Here is a 20,298-nt window from a genome sequence, read left to right as displayed (position 1 = left end):
CGGAATTTGAAAATTAAATATTATACTTTTGATAAGTTGTAAATATTTTGTACATCTCTGTCAATTATTTGGACATATCAGTCTGATGTGTGTTGTTTAATTTGTTGATAAACAGTGGTTTATTGTGTTGGCATATTTGTTGATAGAATAGTGAATATCAAAAAAAAGAGTAGATATATTAAAATATTTAAATATGAGTGCTTCTAATTTGAAAGTTTTTTTACGCACATTGGTTCGAGATAAACTTTATACCGGGATTACGGTATTTGGTTTTGCCTTATCGTTGACGTTCGTCATTTTATTGAGCATATACATCCAGCAAGAATTATCGGTTGATCAGTTTCATCGGAATAAAGACCGCATTTTTAGGGCTGTTAATGAGGATCGCTCCAGTTTCGGTACTTTAATCGGCGGAGAGTTACAAAGTAAATACCCGGAAATAGAATGCTATACCCGTTTATTTCAAAATTCTACGTTTATTGAAAACAATCAGAAAGAGAAGGTAAATTTCAATTTTCTGTTGGCAGATTCTACTTTTTTCAAAATGTTTTCTTTTCGTTTACTGGAAGGAATGCCCGGGGAAGTACTGAAGACACGTAATTCAGTCGTATTGACCCGTTCTTATGCCCGGAAATTATTCGGGAGTGAAGATATCATGGGAAAGGCGATCACTTGTGAAGGTGATTTGAAATTGGTGGTAACGGGAATTATGGAAGATATACCTGAAAATACACATTTCAACACATGTGATGGTGTATTGCAATTTCCGTTTTTAGCCGATCTTTGGGGGTATCCTGATTTGTTAACGAATAATAACAACAGTTCTTTCGGACTTTATGTTATGGCAAAAGAAGGAACGGACCTGTCTTCGAAAGCACCTTTGGTCTTAGAAGATTTTAAGGCAAATTATTGGATGTTTAAAAGAGGATATGTTAAGGAATTCAGTTTCGAACCTTTGACAGAAATATATTTCGGCGGGAAAGACGGGCAAGGAATACACGGTAACAGTAGGACTTTGGTTGTTGTTTTATCTGCGATTGCCTTCGTTATTCTGGTATTGGCATTGATCAACTATAATAATTTATCGATAGCCCAGGCCGGTTTCCGGGCAAAAGAAGCGGCTGTAAAAAAATTGTTGGGAACCGATAGCGCTTCTCTTTTCCGGCAGTTTATCTGGGAGTCGGAGGCTCTTTGTTTTATTTCTTTTATTTTGGCCTTAGGCTTTAGCTTTTTATTTCAGCCTATCTTCAATCAGTTGCTGAGTACACATGTTTCAGTAGCAACTCATTTGAATATAGGCACCATCGGTATTGCTGTGTTGGCATTGGCATTATTAGGCTTGGTGGCCGGTTTGGCGCCTGCATTCCTGATTACCCGTTTTAATCCGATAGATGTTGTAAAAGGAGCTTTCCGGAAAAAAACAAAGGGTGTATATAGTAAAGCATTGATTTGTTTTCAATATACGGTGGCGATTGCATTGGTCGTTTGTACTGCGGTCATTTGGCGGCAAACGGATTTTATGCGGAATTACAATCTGGGATTCGATAAGGAAAATATAATTTGGATGGAGAACCAGGTAAGTGGGGCACAAAAAATGGCATTACGGAGTGAGTTCGAAAAAATACCGGGTGTAGTGGGTGTTTCTTTTGTGTGTGGGAGTCCTGTCGATGGAGGAAATAACAATTCGTTTTCCTATAAAGATAAAGCTTTGAGTTTTCAGGAATTTAAAGTGGATACCGCTTTTTTTTCTTTGTTGGGAATAGAAGTCATGAAAAATGATGTGGCAATTTCTAAAAACGGATTGTGGTTAAATGAAGCTGCTGTCAAAGCATTGGAATTGCCTGATCGGCCTGTCGAATGTAATCCATATGGAGGTGAGGCTATTCCGGTGTTCGGAGTGGTTAAAAATTTTCATTTCCGGGATCTTACCCGGGAAGTGGGGCCGGCCTGGATCAAGCCGTTAAATGATGAAGAATGGCCTTGGAGTATTCTGGTAAAAATCAATACGACGAATCCGGGGAAAGTGTTCCGGCAGGTACAGGCTACCTACAAGGAATTTATAGGTGGTGTTCCGGTCGAGGCGATGTTTATGGATCAGGAGATCAGCCAATGGTATGAAAGCAGTGAACGGACAGCCCGGTTGATCGGTTATTTCTCGGCCTTGGCTATTGTGCTGTCGATGATGGGAATCTTGGCCATGGCCACTTATTTTATACAGCAACGGGTGAAAGAAATCGGAATCCGCAGAGTGAATGGAGCGACTGTAGCGGAAGTGTTGCGTATGCTTGTGGCTAGTTTTATGAAATGGATTGCATTAGCATTTGTGCTGGCTTGTCCGATAGCCTGGTATGCTATGTCCAACTGGCTCGACGGCTTTGCTTATCGTACTGATTTGAATTGGTGGATTTTCGGTATGGCCGGTTGTTTTGCCGGTTGTATCGCCTTGTTAATGGTAGGATGGCAAAGTGTAAAGGCTGCGATGGTCAATCCGGTAAAATCTTTAAAGAGTGAGTAAAAATTCTTATATATTGGATTATGTTGATAAAGTATGTTCAGATAAAGATGATTTTTCGGGGATGGGCCAGAAATAAAGTGTATACTTTCATTTCTCTTTTGAGTCTGGTCAGTGGCTTGACGTGTAGTGTGCTATTGATTGCTTTCGTTATGCGGGAATACCGGATTGCGGATTCGGTACCGGACAGTGAGTGTACTTATATCATTGAGAGTGAGAATTCTCAGTATAATCATGTGAAAATGTTTTCGGTAGAATCGGAACTGCCGGTACGTTTGCAGGAAACCTTCCCGGATATCCGGGACATCTGTGTATTCAAAGGTGAGGATGCAGCTATAGTACAGGATAAGGGACTTTTGTATACCGAAAAATATTTTTCCGTATTACCTGAATTTCTCGATTTTTTTAAACCGGAAGTCGTATCGGGAGATTTGGAGCGGGTATTGTCCGGGACAACGGAACTGGCTGTTTCGGAATCTTACGGCCGAAAACTGTTCGGAGAGGAAAATCCTTTGGGGAAGGTACTTACGATGGAAATACGGAAATATATGCCCGTGGAGAAAGGTTACGGTTATTGGGTCGACGCCAGGCAAGAATATACAGTTGCGGCAGTGTTCAAAGACATGAAGAACAGTATTCTGTGTTGTAATATGCTTCAGGGATTGTCTCGGGAAATTTTGACCAGGGAGGAAACTCAGGGATTGGAATTTTACGCTTTTGTGAAATTAAATCCGAAGGCTGACCGGTTTGTTCTGGAAAAGAAAATCGATCAAAATGCCGGGTTGATGGAATTGGCAGATGGTAAAGTGAGGCTCTTGCCGGCAGATCAGATTTATTTTAATCCTACGGAGTATTGTTCTCTGTTAAGAGGGCGTGATAAATCGTTATTGTATATTAGTTTAAGTATTGCTTTGGCGATATTGCTCATCGCTTGTTTTAACTATGTTAACATCAGTATGACCCGGAATATGCAGCGGTTGCGGAATACAGGTCAGCAAATGGTGTGCGGGGCTTTGGTCGGGAGTATGCGCTTACAGTTAATCACCGAAACTTTTATACAGGTTGTGCTGTCTTTTGGAATAGCAGTGTGGCTGATTTATGAAATATTACCGGTGTTCAACGCCTTTTTAGGTGCAGACCTGTCGCTTTCTGCCGTATTTTACGGTCCGGCCCGGATTGTATTTTTACTTCTGATCGTCGTTTTGTCCGTAGGTCCTTCTTTTTATATTTTTTCCCGTTTGGGGAAAATACAGTTGAGTGCGGTATTGAAAAATGAAACTCAGCGTAAATCGGAATTGATTAAAGGTATGGTTGTCGCTCAATTTGTCGTTTCCGCTGTTTTGGTGGCTGTCGTGTTGAATATTCACCGGCAGATGGAATACATCGCACACAGCCGTCCGGATTCCGACCGGATCGTTGCAGTGAATCCTACCTCTGGAAATTTTGATGAGAAAACCTGGGACGCCTTCCGGAATCAACTGCGGACGTTGCCGGAAATTGAGGCGGTGACGACGACTAAAATGACCCAGAATATGAGCGGACAGACCGGAGATATCAATTATTGCGTTTTCGATTGTGATGATTCCTATTTTGATGTATATGGCGTAAAAATTTTGATGGGGAACGGTTTTTCATCTCTTTCTGCAAAATCGGATCAGGTATTGGTGAATGAAACTTTCGCTTCTCTGGTCGGGAAGTCCGCAATTCTCGGTTACACATTCGATTATTGGGATAAAAGCCGGAAGACGGTCGTTGGAGTAGTAAATGATTTTCAGGTGGATCGTTTTTCCATGAGGATTCCTCCGATGGTGCTGCATCCCGATCCCTCCGGAGCAGGGCGTTTGGTTGTTAAAGCAGGGGAAAATACCTCTTATGCCGATTTGAAGATGAAGATAAATACATTGTGGTACGAAACGGCTCCGGGAAATACCGGTTTGTCCTGCTTGACCATGGCAGATATATATAAAGGTTTTCACCGGGATGAGTTGAGACTGATGAAAACGGTATGGATATTCATGTGGGTCAGTTTATTGTTGACAGGAGTGGGATTGTTCGGACTGGCTTGGTATACTGTGGAAAGCCGGAAAAAAGAGATCGGTGTCCGGAAAATCAACGGTGCCAGCGGAAATCAGGTGATGTTGTTGATTTGCAGACAATTTATGATATGGATCGGAGTCGCTTTTTTGATCGCTTTGCCCTTGGCTTTTTATTTTACCGAAGAGTGGATGAAACAATTTCTGTATAAGGCAGATTTTACGCTGTGGACTTACTTGTTGGCAGGCGGCTTTATTTTTTCCGTCGGTTTTCTGACTGTCATCTGGCAATCCAGGGCTGCAGCCGGATTGAATCCGGTAGAAATGTTCAAAAATGAAATCTAAGGAAGAACAGGCAAGCTAGGAAGGATTGTCTAATATTTAGACTGTTTTGTCTAATTATTAGACAACCTGAATTTATGGATTAAATAATAACTTGTTGTTATCCTGTGTCTTATAAAAAATGGTATACCTTTTGGTGTATCAATGACAATATTCGAATAAATAATTAAAAATAACAGTCATGATCGAATTAAGAAAGGTAGATAAGTATTATAAATCCCGTTTTCAACGTACGTTTATTTTGAAAAATATTGATTTCACGGTAAATGAGGGAGAATTTGTAAGTATTATGGGACCGAGCGGAGCGGGGAAATCAACGTTGTTGAATATTGTCGGGATGTTGGACGAACCTTCGGAGGGAGAATATTATTTTATGGGAAATCCGGTGCATAAAATGAGTGAGAAAGATAAAAATCTTTGTCATCGGAATTATATCGGTTTTATTTTTCAGGCTTACCATTTGTTGGAAGATATGAATGTATACGAGAATATCGAGATGCCGTTGGTATATAAAGGGGTGAAGGGTAAAGAACGGAAAGCGATAGTTGCAGATATTCTGGATCGTTTCAATATTGTAGCCAAGCAGGATTTGTTTCCGGAACAATTATCGGGAGGTCAGCAGCAATTGGTCGGGATAGCCCGGGCTATCGTGGCTAAGCCTAAATTATTGCTTGCCGATGAGCCGACCGGTAATTTGCATTCCGAGCAGGGAAAACAAATTATGGAATTGTTGAAAAAATTGAATCAGGAGGAAGGAATGACGATTATTCAGGTCACTCACTCCGAGCAAAATGCCAGATACGGTACCCGTATTGTAAATATTATGGACGGATACCTTAAGGAAGGCACGGTCCAGATCGATGGGGGATTGAAACTTTGAGGTTTACATATCAATTGGGACGTATCGTTTTGATCTTACAAAATATAGAGGGTAAGATTAGGTAGAATTTTATTGGGTCTTGAATATGAATATGTTTAGGAATTTTTTCCGGACTTTTAAGGGGAATCGACAGTCTTATCTGATCAATATGTTGGGCTTAGTGACGGGGTTGGCTTGTTGTTTATTGATTATGATGTGGGTAGTCGGTCAATTGCAAACCGATCGCGGTTTTAAGAATATAGACCGGATCGTGTCTTTACAGGGATATCATGAGGGAAGTCAGCCATTCGGAGGGATGGCTCCTGCCGTGATGCCGGCTTTAAAAATGGAACGTCCTGAAGTAGAAGCCGGTGTTCGCTTAAATTTCGCAGCCCGTACTGTAAAGTGTGGAGCGGAAAACTTCGGAGTAACGGCTTATGATGCAGATAATGACCTTTTTAAAATATTTTCTTTGGATTTTATCGAAGGTGTTCCTTATGAGTCCGGAGAAAAAGAACGTTGTGTGTTGACCCGTTCTGCCGCGTTGATGATTTTCGGAGATCATTCTTCGCTTGGTCAGTCTTTGCAATTTGAATTCGGCACATTTATCGTTTGTGGGGTAGTGGAAGACATGCCGCGTCGTCGGACGGTAGCTACTGCCGGTTCTGAAAGCATCGTTTTTCTGCCGATAGAACGGGAAGGGGAGGGTTTGACAGCCTGGTACAATAACAGTTATGAAACTTATGTGCTGCTGCGGGATATGTCGGCTTTTGACGAATTTGCCCGGGTGGCTAAAGACCGGGCGATAAAAGCAGTGCCGGAATATCAGTTGTATGTGAAAGCAGCTCCATTGAAAGACCGTTATCTGTACGATTGGGGACAGATGAAGGAGGTGCGGCTGATGGGGGTTATTGCACTGGTAATATTGCTGATAGCATGTATTAATTTTATCAATCTTTCGACTGCGGCTTTTGCCCGTTCCGCAGTTCAGACAAGCGTCCGGAAGCTCGTCGGAGCAACCCGCTGGCATTTGGTTGTTATCCATTTATCGAATACGTTTTTGTTGGTGGCCTGTTCTTTTGTATTGGCCTTTCTGTTGGCTTATGCCATTGTCCCTGTGTTCGGAAGGATTATTGGAAGTTCATTTCAAATGGCTGATTTGCTGAATCCTTCGGTATTGTGGGTAAGTAGCGGATTGGTTTTTCTGACGACTTTATTGGCAGGATTATATCCTTCTTTTTATTTGGCTTCATTCTCGCCGGTGAAAGTGTTAAAAGGCGGAAGGTCGGGAGGTACATGGAGTGGCCGCTTGCGTAAAACGCTGGTGGTGGTTCAGTTTGTCGTATCAATAACCCTTATTATATGTACCTTGGTGATCGGGCGTCAGATTCGGATGTATCAGAAAATGGACTTGGGATATACCTGGGACGAGGTGTTGCAGGTTTCTCTGCGCAATGAATCCCAGCAACAAAAAGCTTATGTATTGAAGGAAGAATTACAACATCTGTCGGGAATTAAAGCGGTAAGTGCTTCGACCTCTATCCCGGCCCGGATTTTCTGGAACGGATTGGGTTTTGAATGGGAAGGAAAAGATCCTGCTTTTAATCCTTTGGTATATTTTACCTGGGCAGATGCCGATTGGGCGAATGTATACGATGTCCGGCCGGAAGAAGGTGAATTTTTTACGGATAATTACGAAGGAATTGTCATTAACCGGAAAATGGCGGATCTAATGGGTGGAGAAAAACCGATAGGCAAATACCTTAGCCGGAACAGTCAGAATATGAAAATTGTAGGGGTACTGGATAATTTTAAATTCAATGATTTCAAAGCTGTAGCCCAACCCTTTGTTATTTTTCCGATGAAACCGGAGAATCGGGACAATTATACGAAGCAATTGAGTGTCCGGATTTCCGGGACTGATTTGGCTGCTTTATATGAAACCGTGCGGCAACAAGCAGCAAAAGTATTCGGAGAAGAGCCGGTTGTCCGTTTTTTGGATGATAACGTACAATCGTGGTTGATGACAGAGAAACAATCGGCCCGGATGGTATCGTTTTTCACTTTATTGGCGATTATTATTTCATGTCTGGGTTTATTCGGTCTGGCGACTTTTATGATCGAGCAAAAACGGAAAGAGATCGGCGTACGCCGCGTCAATGGGGCGAAAGTAACGGAGATCGTGTGGTTATTGAATATCGGTTTTATGAAACCGATTTTGATGGGATTTGTCGTAGCCTGCCCTTTGGCTTATTATTTTATGAACCGTTGGTTGGAATCCTATTTGCAACGGACGGAAATGAGTTGGTGGATTTTTATTTTTTCGGGAGTGCTGACCCTCTTGGTTGCTTTGTCCGCTCTTCTGTGGCGAACAGTCCGGGCTGCTATGGAGAATCCGGTCCATTCCCTGCGTTCAGAATAATTTAGATCGAAATATTAAAATAAAAGTTATGCGTATTGCCAGAGAATTTGTTCAGAATTTCAAACGCTTTAAGACAGCGGGGATATTGAATGTTGTCGGATTATCGGTAGCCTTTGCTGCCTTTGCTGTGATTGTCATTCAGTTGTCATTTCAGGAAGGATACGACCGTTTCCATAAAAATGCCGACCGGATTTTCCGGATGGAGTTGTTGTTTCCCATGAATTTGCAGTATGCGGCTTTCGGACCCACTCCTATCGGTGGTTTATTGAAAGATCAGAGTCCGTTGGTAGATGATTATTTTATCATCGCCAATTCCCATCAAAGTGTTTTTCTGAAAAAGAAAGCGGATGGGACAACCGATAAATTCAAAGCGCCTATAAATTCGGCTACCGCTTCTTTTGCGGACATGTTGGGAATAAACGTATTGGAAGGGGATGCTCGTCAAGCCTTGACAGAGCCGGATATGTTGATGTTGCCTCAAAGTTTTGCCCGTACCTGGTTTGAGGACGGTTCCGCTGTCGGAAAACAGATAAGTAGCGGGGGAAAGGTATATACCGTTGCTGCCGTATATGAAGATATGCCGCTGAATTCGATTTTTAAAAATACGTGTTATACCCGTTTTGTAGAACAGGAAGAGTGGGGAAATTGGGATGGGCAGATTTTTGTTCTGGCGGCTAATTCCGATCGGGATGCCTTGCAGCAGCAAGTGAATAATCTTAAAATCGAGACATTGGATCAGATTTTTGAAGGGTTGCATAAGAAAGAACAGATGGAACAGGAAGGGAAATCCTATTTACGGGTATCGCCTCTCACGGATATTTTTTATGACAATACGGTAATTTATGACACATCGGATAAGGGGAACCGTAGAAACGCCGCCGTTATGCTGGCTGTTGGCATTTTAATCATATTGATTGCCGGTATCAATTTTGTGAATTTTTCGATGTCTCTGGCGCCTACCCGGATGAAAAGCATCAATACCCAAAAAGTGCTGGGCGCTACCGTAATGACTTTACGGTTGCGATTGTTAGGAGAAGCTGTGGTCTATACCTGTGTAGCGTTTTTATTGTCTTTGGGCATATTACAGTTGTTTTCAATGTCCGGATTGTCCGGACTGTTTTCGATGTCTTTGGCTCCGGCCAATCATGGGTTACTTTTAGGAGGTGTGGCTGGACTGGCTGTTTTGTTGGGAATTATAGCCGGGATATACCCCGCATTTTATGTAACTTCATTTGAGCCGGCTGTTGTGTTGAAAGGAAGTTTTGTTATGACACCCAAAGGTATCCGCTTGCGGAATGGACTGATGGCCTTCCAGTTTGTAATTTCAATTGTGCTCATAACATGTACGCTGATTATGGGAAACCAGTATCGGTTTATGCAACACTATTCGTTGGGTTATCAGACGGAAAATATAGCCTGGATGATCCTGGACGATAAGATTGAAAAGAATCAGGAGGCTTTGATTTCGGAAGTAACCGCGATACCGGGAGTGTTGGATTATACGTTTTCCGATTATGTTCCCGGAAATGACTTCGTTTCCAGCAGTGGAACAGAGCTGGACGGAGAGGCTATACAACTCGACAGAATAGGGGTTTATAAGAATTTTTTGGATTTTTTCGGGATGACATTGGTAAAAGGAGATAATTTCTCTGCTTCGAACTTATCCGGTTACCAACTTATTATGAATGAAACGGCTATTCAGAAACAACCGGTACTCGACCGTTATTTCGGGCGGAATATACCTCAGGATATTGTGGGGAATGGTCAGTTTATCGGTGTTGTGAACGATATTCATTATATGTCTTTACGCAAACCGGTAGCTCCCTTGGTTTTACTTTGCAGTGCCGGACAGGAATATTCCTATATGTTTTTTAAAATAGCAGGAGGAGATGTGTCCAAAACGATACAGCAAATTCGTCATGTATATGAACATTTAGCCCCGGAGGGGATATTCGAGCTTCATTTTTTGGACGATTCTTTACAGCAGAAGTATGAGAGTGAAAAGCGGTTGATGCAAGTCGTGTCTTTGATGGGCGGAATTGCAATTGTACTGGCTCTGGTCGGAGTGTATGGATTGATTATATTCAATGCCCAATATAGGCGGAAAGAAATCGGTATACGCAAGGTTAACGGAGCGACGGAAAGTCAGATTATGTTTTTGCTGAATAAAAGTTTTTTCCGTTTGCTGTTTTTCTCTTTTATCGTAGCCTGTCCGGTGGCCTGGTATGCTATGAGTCGCTGGCTGGAAGGGTTCAGTTACAAAACACCGATATATTGGTGGATATTTTTGGTAGCGGGAGTGATTACTTTGATTATTGCATTATTTACAATCAGTTGGCAGAGTTGGAAAGCCGCTACGGAGAATCCCGTAAAAGCATTAAAAACAGAATAATGAGATATTATAACTCTTTTTATTATTTTTGCAAAAGATAATAAAGCCGGACGTAAAGCCAAATTTCTTTGAGTAGTTTGTCTTTGTCTGATATAATAAGCAGAGTATTATGAGAAAGTGGAGAAAGTTTACAAGTTGGAGAATAGGTGATTATGTTTTGCAGTTGTCTGTTGTTGTTTTAGGTATTATCGTCACTTTTGCCGGGAGTAGCGCTATCAGCAGGTATAGCGAATCAAAACAAGTCGCTAATACCATGCAATTGATCAAAAGTGAATTGAAACTCAACCGGGAAAGGGTAGAGGATATACATAAACATTTGAATTTTGAAAGAAGAGCGTGTAATTACATATTGCAGTATCGGAATAATCTTGAAAATGCTTCGGAGGATTCTTTACTCATGTATGCCAATATTCCTTTTCAGGTCGATTTGTTTATTTATGTTACTGATGCGCTGGAAATGCTGAAGATGTCGTCTTTATCACAGCGAATTCAGGATAAAGAATTGATTTTGCAAATTGTGAAAGCATACAATGAACTGAAGAGAATGCAGGAAGTGGTAAATTGGTTTTATGGTTTGAAATCAAAATATGCTGAACTTATTTTTACGGATGTAGAGTTTCAGAAAGGAGGAAAAAAGTGGGAAGGAAATGAAAAAGAAAATATTCGTAATATCTGCCGTTATCATTTAGATAATCTTCAATTTGTTAATATCCTGGAATTTACTTCAACAGGAGTCAATTATGAGTCCTCGTACCTGGATTCTAAGGAGGCTTTGGATCAGGCTATCGCAATGATCGAAAAGAAATACAGCCATAAATAACCGAATTTACACACTGGGACGGACTCATTGTGTAATTTCAGAAGCAAAAATAAGGGATAATGTGCTTTAAATCAGAGTTTTAGTTGGATACTAAATCTTGTTATAAATATCGGATGACACCGATACTCATTCCTGTAATCAGGGAAAGTAGACGTAAGCTGGCACGGGTTTCTTTTTTTAATTCTTTGACGATTTGTCTGGATTCTGTTTTAGATAAATCCGTTATTTTTCGCCCCTTTAGTTTGTGTTTAAAAATTTTGCGGATCAGGTCATACGACATTTTTGTGTTGTCTTCGATATCAATACATTTTATAGAACATTCGGTTGCAATATAGGTTTCAAAGTCTTTTGGAGTTGTAAAAAACAGATTTAAAAAATTTGTGTAAACGAAAGTGTTGGCGGAAGAAAAATAGCTATTGTAACTACTCCATTGATATTCATGCGCATTGTCGCATACACCTGCTTTTATGGGATTTTGTAAGATATAACGGAAGCATTGTAGTAGATAAGATTCGTTTTCTATAGCTTCGCTTTTAAAACGGTCCTGATATAAGTAGCCCCGGCGTGCATATTTGTGATTGAACCATAAGGCATATCCTGTTGCAAGATGGTGCATGTATTTACTGAGTTTTTGACTTTCAAGTATAAGGTGTATATGATTTGTCATGAGACAGTAACAGTAGATTTTAAATTCCGGTGATGCCTGTTGTCTGAGTAAATTTAGAAACATTTGCCTGTCGTCGTTTTCTAAGAATATTACGGTTCGGTCTATACCACGTAACATAACGTGGTATATGTCGGTTATAGATCGTTGTCGGGCATGTCTCGGCATATTCGGTTAAGGATTAACACACATACCAAATTTACAAAATATTAAAATGTATTTCAATACCTGTTCGTTTTAATAAAAGATCTATAATCTCGGTAAGGAGTGATAAAAAACAGATTCTATTTCTGTAATCTTTTATGATTCCTGGTGTAGCTCCTTATTATCCGGGAGCTTTCTATTTTAAAATTACACAATGAGTCCGTCCCAGTGTGTAATTTTGGGTGTAAAAAGATGGTAAATTATTTGACAAGGGTGTCAATAATTTAGACATCCGGGAGAGGTGTGTTTGTTTGTTATGTATTAGTTATCAATTATTTATATTGTTTGGCACAGGGATTGATTATTATAATCTGATTGTTTGATTTTAATTAAAAATAGATATGAATAGTTTAAAAGTGTTTTCCCGGAATTTGCAGAAGCAGAAAACCGTAGGCATATTGAGTATCGGCAGTCTGGCTGTGGCGGTTGCCGTTGTGATACTGATAGGGTTATGGGCTGCAAATGAATTTAGTTTTGATAAATTTCAGAAGGACGGAAATAAAATATACCGGGTTTACGGTTCTTTGATGATGAACAATACCCTGACTCAGATAGGTGCTACTTACAAACAATTGGGGGCGGATGCTGTGCGTAAGTTTCCAGAGATAGAAAGTATGTGCCGGGTGAACCCGCAGAACGGGGAATTGAAGGTGAATGACGTGCTTTATCCGGACAATGACATGGCAATGGCAGATTCCAATTTTTTTACTTTTTTCACTTTTCCGCTGAAAGCCGGAGACCCGAAAACCTGTCTTTCGGCTCCGGATGGAATAGTGATCGATGAATATGCTGCCAATCGTTATTTCCCGGGAGAAGATCCGTTGGGTAAAATTATGAATATCAGGGGGAAAGATTATACCGTGACGGCTTTGATGTTTAACATGCCGGAAAATTCTCATTTAAAAGCCAATATTGTGACTCCGTTTATCGGATTTTGGGCGAATGATTTGTCATACGGGTCAAGCGATAGTTTTATTACTTATTTTAAAATTGCGGATGCAACTGCGCTTCCTGAACTTGAAAAAGAGATGACCCGGATGATATATTCGGTAGTCCCTATGTTTAAACAGATTAATTTTGAGTATAAATTACAGCCGTTGTACGATATTCATTTTAACGATTCGTTTAAATTCGATTCTGTAATACATGGAAACAGAAGTTTGGTGATGGTGTTTGTACTGACGGCTTTTGTGATTTTGCTGATTGCCTGCATTAATTTTATCAATCTGTTTGTTTCCACTTCTTTTTTGAGGGCAAAATCGATAGGTGTTAAAAAGACTCATGGAGCAGAGAAAGGAATGTTGGTCAGAGAATTTTATAAGGAAACGTTTTATTATGTGATAATGTCGGTGATTGTGGGTTTGGTGCTGGCAGTAATTGCTTTGCCCTTGTTTAACCGCTTGGCTGATTATCATTTAGCCATTAGTTTTCTGAATCCTTTTTTATATGTTTTTTTAGTTTTGGTTATTTTGTTCGTTATGCTGACGGCCGGTACGTTTCCTGCTTTGTATATGACTAAATTCAATGCTGTAGCGACTTTGAAAGGGCAATTTAAAGGTAAGAATCTCTCTTTTTTACAAAAAGGATTGATTATCGCTCAATTTACGGCGGCGATTGTGATCCTGACCTCTGTATTTTTTATTAATAAACAAGTAAATTATATGATCGGTAAAGACCTGGGGTTTGATAAGGATAATGTGGTGTATGTGTATGACCGGGGCGGATTTGTGAAGAATTACCAGGCCTTTCGTAATGAGATGAGAAATGAGCCGGGTATTGTCGATGTAACGTTGAAAGATATCGATCCGGCAGGTTGGTGTCGTGGTAATACGGTGAGGAATCCCGGAGACGAACAGGATTATCTGATGGAGTTTTGTCAGATTGAGCCGAACTATTTCGATATGATGGGCATGAAGATGGTTATGGGAAGAGAGTTTGCCGAGGAGACGGGAGATTCGTTGCATTATTGTATTTTAAATGAAACGGCGGCTCGTGTACTGGGTTTTTCCGAACCTGTCGGCGAAAGAATTTATACGGATGGGGAATATCATATCGTGCGTGGAGTCGTTAAGGATGCACAGACCAAATCGTTGCATCAGGGGGTAGACCCGCAGATTTATTTTGAATTTTCCAAGGGAGGGGTCGGAACGCCGACCGTACTTTTTAAAGTGCAGGGTAATCCGGGAGAAGCCGTTCGGGTGATACAATCTAAGTGGAATGAATTGAATCCGGGTACACCTTTTGAATATCATTTCCTGGATGATACCTATGCCCGGTTGTATAAGGCGGAAACGAATGCCGGGCAGATTCTGGCCGCTGCGATGGGAATAACGTTGCTGATCAGTATCGCCGGATTATTTGCTATGGCTTATTATACGACGCAACGCCGATTGAAAGAAATCGGGGTACGGAAGGTAAACGGGGCGTCTGTGCCGGAATTGTTAGTAATTCTGAATCGTAGTTTCTTTGTCTGGATCGGAATATCTTTTGTTCTGGCCTGTCCGTTGGCTTATATTTTTATATCCCGTTGGTTGGAAAGTTTTACAGACCGGACGGAAATGTCCTGGTGGGTATTCATTGCAGTCGGAATAATTACGTTTATCGTTACGTTACTGACTGTAAGCTACCAAACCTGGAAGGCTGCCAATGTCAATCCGGTAAGGGTTTTGAAAATGGAATAAATTTCAATTTCAGATGTATGATTTTAAATTGAAATACAAGGTTGAAAAGAATTTACGATTGAAAATAAAGCAGAACCGTAGGTTCTCTTAACAGGGATGTACAGCGAAGTATAATCCGTGTAAGTGAAACGAATATTCGTCAGTGAACGGGAGTCGTCATTAATCCGGCAGAAAGGATTGTTTGTTAAGGAGTTGATTTTTAAATAGTTGATGTTATGAATAGTTTGAATGTATTTATCCGGAATTTACAGAAACAAAAAACGGTTGGAATCCTGAGTATTGCTTGTTTGGGCATCAGTATTGCAGTGGCATTGCTGATCGGACTTTGGGCGATGAACGAATTGAGTTTCGACAATTTTCATAAGGATAGGGATAAGATATACCGTCTGACGATTAATTCGTTTAAAAATAACGAATCTGTGGTATTTGGGTCAACTTTCAAACCGTTTGCCGAAGAAGCGAAGGATAAGTTTCCGGAGATTGAATCGGCTTGCCGGGTAACACCATGGAGTCTGGGTGAAATTTGGATCGGTAATGTAATTCATAAAGAAAGTAAGGTTATCGTTGCGGATTCGAATTTTTTTACGTTTTTCTCTTTTCCGTTAAAGGTAGGGAATACGGTTACGATTTTAAATTCACCCGACAATATGGTGATTGATGAGGCGGCAGCCCGTAAATATTTTCCGGGTGAAGATCCGATTGGTAAATCCGTTCGTTATGGTGGGGTGAATTTTACGATTGCCGGAATAATGTATGATCTGCCGGCCAATTCGCATTTGCAGGGGCATTTCGTCGTACCGTTTTTCGGTTGGTATGCCCGGGATGTATGGGGAGGTTCAGATATATACCTGACTTATCTGAAATTGGGGGAAAATACCGACTTCCAGAAATTGCAGACCGGTTTGACCGATATTCTGACTTCCAATATGGAGAGTTTCCGGGATCGTAAATCAAACGTTTACCTGGAACCTTTAAAAGATATCCATTTTTCGAGATCCGATTTCAACTCGCCGATATTGAAAGGAAGTAAACCTTTGGTGATGGTTTTTATGTTGACGGCGTTGGTTGTATTACTGATTGCCTGTATCAATTTTATCAATCTGTTTATTTCAACTTCTTTTTTACGGGCCAAATTCATCGGTGTGAAGAAAACACATGGAGCTGATAAGAAATTATTGATGAGGGAGTTTTTTACGGAGACGTTTTATTATGTCATTGCGGCTGTTATTTTCGGGTTGATGTTGGCCTGGATGTGCATACCCTATTTCAATCGGTTGGCTAATTCGGCTATAACCATCGATCCGGCTTCTCCGTGGTTGTATGTTTTTGTCGGAAGTCTGATATTGTTTACCGTATTTGTAGCCGGGATGTTTCCGGCATTTTATATGACGAAGTTCGGAATTGTGGAAACGATGCGGGGGCAATTCAAAGGGAAGAAACTGTCTGTATTGCAAAAAGGCTTGATTGTGGCTCAGTTTACGGCTTCGATTGTCTTTTTGATATCCGTTTTTTTTATCGATAAGCAGGTACATTTTATGGTGAGTACGGATTTGGGGTTTGATAAGGAAAATGTTTTGTATGTAGAAAGCCGGGATGGGTTTATCAAGTCTTACAAAGCCTTGCGTGAGGAGTGGCTGCAATGTCCGGCCATAAAAGATGTCACCCGGAAAAATTGTCTGCCGACGGAATGGGTGCAGGGGTGGACGATCGGGAAACCCGGAGCCGACGATACGTATCTGATGGAAATGTGCCGGGTAGACTATAATTATTTCGACGTGATGGGATTGGATATCGTTGAGGGAGAGAATCCTTTTGAATATGCACACGATTCATTGCGTTATTGTATGATTAACGAACGGGCGGCCCAATTGTTGGAGATGGAACAGCCGGTAGGGCAAAATCTCTTGATTTACGGACGTTATTATCCGATCAAAGGAGTGGTAAAAAATGCACAGACCAAATCGTTTCATCAGGGAGTAGACCCACAGGTTTATGTGAAGCTGGATAATATGTGGGCGAATCAGGGTGTGCCTTATCTTTTCAAGATAAAAGGCGATCCTCAGCTGGCGATCCGGGAAATAGAAACGACATGGAAAGAGTTGGTACCGAATGTGCCTTTTGAATACGGCTTTTTGAATCAGACTTATGAAAGTCTGTACAAGGCCGAGACAAATGCCGGAAAGATTTTATCTTCCGCCATGCTGGTTACTTTTTTAATCAGTGTTGTCGGTTTATTTGCGATGGCTTTTTATGCAACACAGCGACGGGTCAAAGAGATCGGGGTGCGGAAAGTAAATGGTGCGACCGTCGGGGAGATATTGGTTATACTGAACCGTGATTTTCTGGCTTGGGTGTTGCTGTCGTTTCTTTTGGCCTGCCCGATTGCATATATTTTTGTAAATAGCTGGTTGCAGGGATTCCGGGTACGGACGGAAATGAGCTGGTGGGTATTTGCCGGAGTCGGAGTGATTGTAGTGCTGGTGGCATTGATTACAGTCAGTTACCAGACCTGGAAGGCTGCTACGGTGAATCCGGTAAAGGCATTGAAGACGGATTGATAAATTGAAAAGGATATGGAATATGTTAAGTTAATTATCCGCAGGTTTGCCCGCAACCGGGTTTATACGATAATTAATATCGGAGGATTGGCCATAGCTTTGACGGTAGCCTTATTGATATACAGCCATGTGGTGAAGGAATGGCAAACCGATCGTTTTCATGTGGGTGGGGAGCATATTTACCGAGTGACCTGCCAACATCCGGGATACGACTATTGGTCGACGGAGTTTTGTAGTCCTATGGCAGAAAATGCCGGGAAAGAGATTCCCGGAGTAAAGGATTATGTACGGCTTGTTGCTCCTCAGTCGTTTCTGGTAAAAAATGAACAGACCGGTGAATTCTTTCCCGAAGATCGGTGTATTTATACCGATCCGCAGTTTTTCAGCGTTTTGAGTTTTCCTTTGATTGCAGGAACGGTTGATTCCGCGACTGGTCCGGCCTGGGCCGTATTGTCGGAACGAATTGCCCGGAAATATTTCGGGAATGAACCGGCCGTGGGCCAAACACTTACTCTTCGTTATCCGGAGGGTCCGGAAGAGATGAATTATCAGGTAGTGGCAGTGATGAAGGATATGCCGGATCGTTCTTCTATCCAGGCAGACATCTTATTGGACTTTAGGCAGATTGAGGAATTGTATTTATATGGTGCCGGAAACGCTCTTACAACTTTGTTGGAATTGGAACCGCAGGCAGATATCACTGTTATAGAAAATGAAATTCCTGTGATGGAAGGACGTTATTCCGAATATGAAAAAGAGCAGAAGAAAATCGTTCGTTTACAACCCTTACGGGATATTTATCTGTATTCGGGACACATCCGGGATTATGAGGATGTTTTCAGTTACGGTTCTTTCCGTTTTGATTATGTCTTGGGAGGAATCGCTTTATTGATTCTTATACTGGCTTCCTGTAATTACCTGATGATTAAAATGGCTCAATTGCATAAAAACGGTGCTGTATTCGCGATACAGCGTTGCTTTGGAGCCGGAGACCGCACTATAAGACGGCAGGTTTTTATGGAAATTGCCATGCATACCGGTTTGGCATTGGGGATAGCCATCGGATTGTTTTTTACCCTGCATCCCTATTTTGTCGGAATCGTTTCTCCACAGCATGTTTATGCTTTGACTCTGACCAAGGAAGAATGGGTTTTATTCGGAATGTTGATCATTGTGTTTGTGCTCGGACTGGGATATCTGTTATCGCTCTGGCTGTTGAAACGTTTGGACAGGAACGGCATCAAACGTAGTATAAAACCGGTTTCCGGCGTCTTTGACCTGAAACAAGGATTGTTGGTCGGACAGATGTGTATTTTTTGCGGACTTTTATTTGCTTCTGTGGTATTGGTAAAACAAATGAATTTTGTCCGGCATAAACCGATCGGATTTGATAACCGGAATGTGTTATGTGTAGAATGGCCCGGTGATGAGGACATTATTTATCCGGTAAAGGAAGCGTTGTTGAATCATCCGGATATTTCGGCAGTCACTAACGGCCGTCCTTTACCGATCGGAAACTGGGTGATGTACGATGTGTATGATGTCGAAAAACCCGATAGAAAGATAAGGTCTTCTGCCTTGCTGGGAGATACGTCCTATCTGCAAACCTATCGGATGCGCTTGTTGGAAGGGCGTAATTACCGGAAGAAATGGGGTAATTATTTCGGTGTTGTTCAACAGGGAGAGGTTGTCATTAACCGGAAAATGGTACAGGAACTGGGATTGAAAAATCCGGTCGGTACGGTTCTGAATTATGGTCCTTCGACACTGACGGTTGTCGGAGTCGTGGAAGATTTTCATTATCAGTCGTTGTATCAATCGGTCAATCCGGTACTTATCGGTGCCGATCTGGTCGGTTATGACAGTAATTTAAACATTCGTTACCGGGAGGGGAAGAGGCAGGCGGTACTCGATTACCTCCGGAATTATTTCAAAGAAAATTATACCGGTATTATGATGCAATATACGGAATACAGTTATTCTGATCTGTATGCCCGGGATATTGCTTTGGTGAAAATGATCCATATTCTGACTGTATTGGCGATTTTAATTTCCGGTATGGGAATTTTTGCTTTTTCGATGTTTGTAGCAGAGAGCCGGACAAAAGAAATTGCGATGCGGAAAATCAGTGGTGCGACAGAAATGCAGGTAATCGGATTGCTGAACCAGAGTTTTATTTCTAAAATGGTAGTGGCTTGTCTGGCCGGCATCCCTGTTGCTTATTATGCCATGCATTTCTGGTTGCAGGGATTCGCTTACCGGACGACAGTCAATTGGTGGTTATTTGCGGTTGATGTAGGTGTCAGTATCGCATTGGTCGTATCGATTTCTTCCTGGCAGAGTTGGCGGGCGGCTTCGGTCAATCCGGTAGATGCCTTAAAAGATGAATAGTATATTCCAGGCGGGGCTGTACTATTGGTAAAAAAATAGACAACGGTGTCAAGAAATTATACATATATTTCCAATGAAGTGGTGGTTATGTTTTTGGTAGTGAGAGTATTATGGTATTTGGTATAAGGATTGTATAAAACAGAAAGTGTATTGCAATAATTTTACGTTGAATGCGATGAACCATTTAAAACTTTTTTACGGAATTGGTTATATACCGTTATTACGATAGGAGGTTTTGTCATATCGCTGACTTTTGTGATTTTATTGAGTATCTATATTCGTCGGGAATTATCGGTGAACGGGTTTCAGGTAAACAAGGAGCGGGGGTGGCGGCTTTTATTGTAGCGGCTTTAATGGTCGGTTGGCAGAGTGTGAAAGTAGCTTCCGGGAATCCGGTAAAAATATTGAAAAACGATTAGT

At 41.4% G+C, this 20,298-nt stretch carries 11 protein-coding genes; 10 read left to right on the top strand and 1 reads right to left on the bottom strand.

Going from position 1 to position 20,298, the window contains the following annotated elements; genetic code table 11:
- Positions 1-193: 193 nt before the first annotated feature.
- From BN8908_RS14335 to BN8908_RS14310, 6 genes are all read left to right on the top strand, one after another.
- On the top strand, positions 194-2,515 hold the full coding sequence (locus BN8908_RS14335; RefSeq protein WP_068691340.1) for an ABC transporter permease: 2,322 nt from the start codon (positions 194-196) through the stop codon (positions 2,513-2,515).
- A 20-nt stretch (positions 2,516-2,535) separates the two neighbouring features.
- Positions 2,536-4,890 carry an ABC transporter permease gene (locus tag BN8908_RS14330; protein WP_021989518.1) on the top strand — a complete coding sequence of 785 codons (2,355 nt, stop codon included), beginning with the start codon at positions 2,536-2,538 and terminating at the stop codon, positions 4,888-4,890.
- Positions 4,891-5,068: 178 nt separating this feature from the next.
- Complete coding sequence (locus BN8908_RS14325) at positions 5,069-5,767, top strand: ABC transporter ATP-binding protein (protein WP_021989517.1); 699 nt, start codon at positions 5,069-5,071, stop codon at positions 5,765-5,767.
- 85 nt (positions 5,768-5,852) lie between these two features.
- Positions 5,853-8,168, top strand: a complete 2,316-nt coding sequence (locus BN8908_RS14320) for an ABC transporter permease (protein ID WP_068691338.1) — start codon at positions 5,853-5,855, stop codon at positions 8,166-8,168.
- Positions 8,169-8,196: 28 nt separating this feature from the next.
- Positions 8,197-10,560 (top strand): ABC transporter permease, encoded by a 2,364-nt coding sequence (locus BN8908_RS14315; RefSeq protein WP_068691336.1) that lies wholly within the window; start codon positions 8,197-8,199, stop codon positions 10,558-10,560.
- Between the two features lie 109 nt (positions 10,561-10,669).
- A complete protein-coding gene (locus BN8908_RS14310) occupies positions 10,670-11,380 on the top strand; it encodes a hypothetical protein (protein WP_148453360.1) in 711 nt (236 codons plus the stop codon).
- 100 nt (positions 11,381-11,480) lie between these two features.
- Here BN8908_RS14310 and BN8908_RS14305 read toward each other — a convergent pair whose 3' ends face one another.
- Positions 11,481-12,164 carry a transposase gene (locus tag BN8908_RS14305; RefSeq protein WP_235837442.1) on the bottom strand — a complete coding sequence of 228 codons (684 nt, stop codon included), beginning with the start codon at positions 12,162-12,164 and terminating at the stop codon, positions 11,481-11,483.
- Positions 12,165-12,589: 425 nt separating this feature from the next.
- Here BN8908_RS14305 and BN8908_RS14300 point away from each other — a divergent pair, with 425 nt between their 5' ends.
- The 4 genes from BN8908_RS14300 to BN8908_RS14285 all read left to right on the top strand — a co-directional run bounded on the left by BN8908_RS14300 (position 12,590) and on the right by BN8908_RS14285 (position 20,297).
- Positions 12,590-14,929, top strand: a complete 2,340-nt coding sequence (locus BN8908_RS14300) for an ABC transporter permease (protein WP_068691330.1) — start codon at positions 12,590-12,592, stop codon at positions 14,927-14,929.
- Positions 14,930-15,144: 215 nt separating this feature from the next.
- Complete coding sequence (locus BN8908_RS14295; protein ID WP_068691328.1) at positions 15,145-17,487, top strand: ABC transporter permease; 2,343 nt, start codon at positions 15,145-15,147, stop codon at positions 17,485-17,487.
- A gap of 15 nt (positions 17,488-17,502) precedes the next feature.
- The gene (locus BN8908_RS14290) at positions 17,503-19,878 is read left to right on the top strand and encodes an ABC transporter permease (protein ID WP_068691326.1); all 2,376 of its coding nucleotides are present in this window, start codon (positions 17,503-17,505) and stop codon (positions 19,876-19,878) included.
- A 203-nt stretch (positions 19,879-20,081) separates the two neighbouring features.
- Complete coding sequence (locus BN8908_RS14285; RefSeq protein WP_068691324.1) at positions 20,082-20,297, top strand: hypothetical protein; 216 nt, start codon at positions 20,082-20,084, stop codon at positions 20,295-20,297.
- Position 20,298 lies beyond the last annotated feature (1 nt).

The organism is Culturomica massiliensis (assembly GCF_900091655.1).
Taxonomy (GTDB): Bacteria; Bacteroidota; Bacteroidia; order Bacteroidales; family Marinifilaceae; genus Culturomica; species Culturomica massiliensis.
This window is presented reverse-complemented; position numbering and strand designations above follow the sequence as displayed.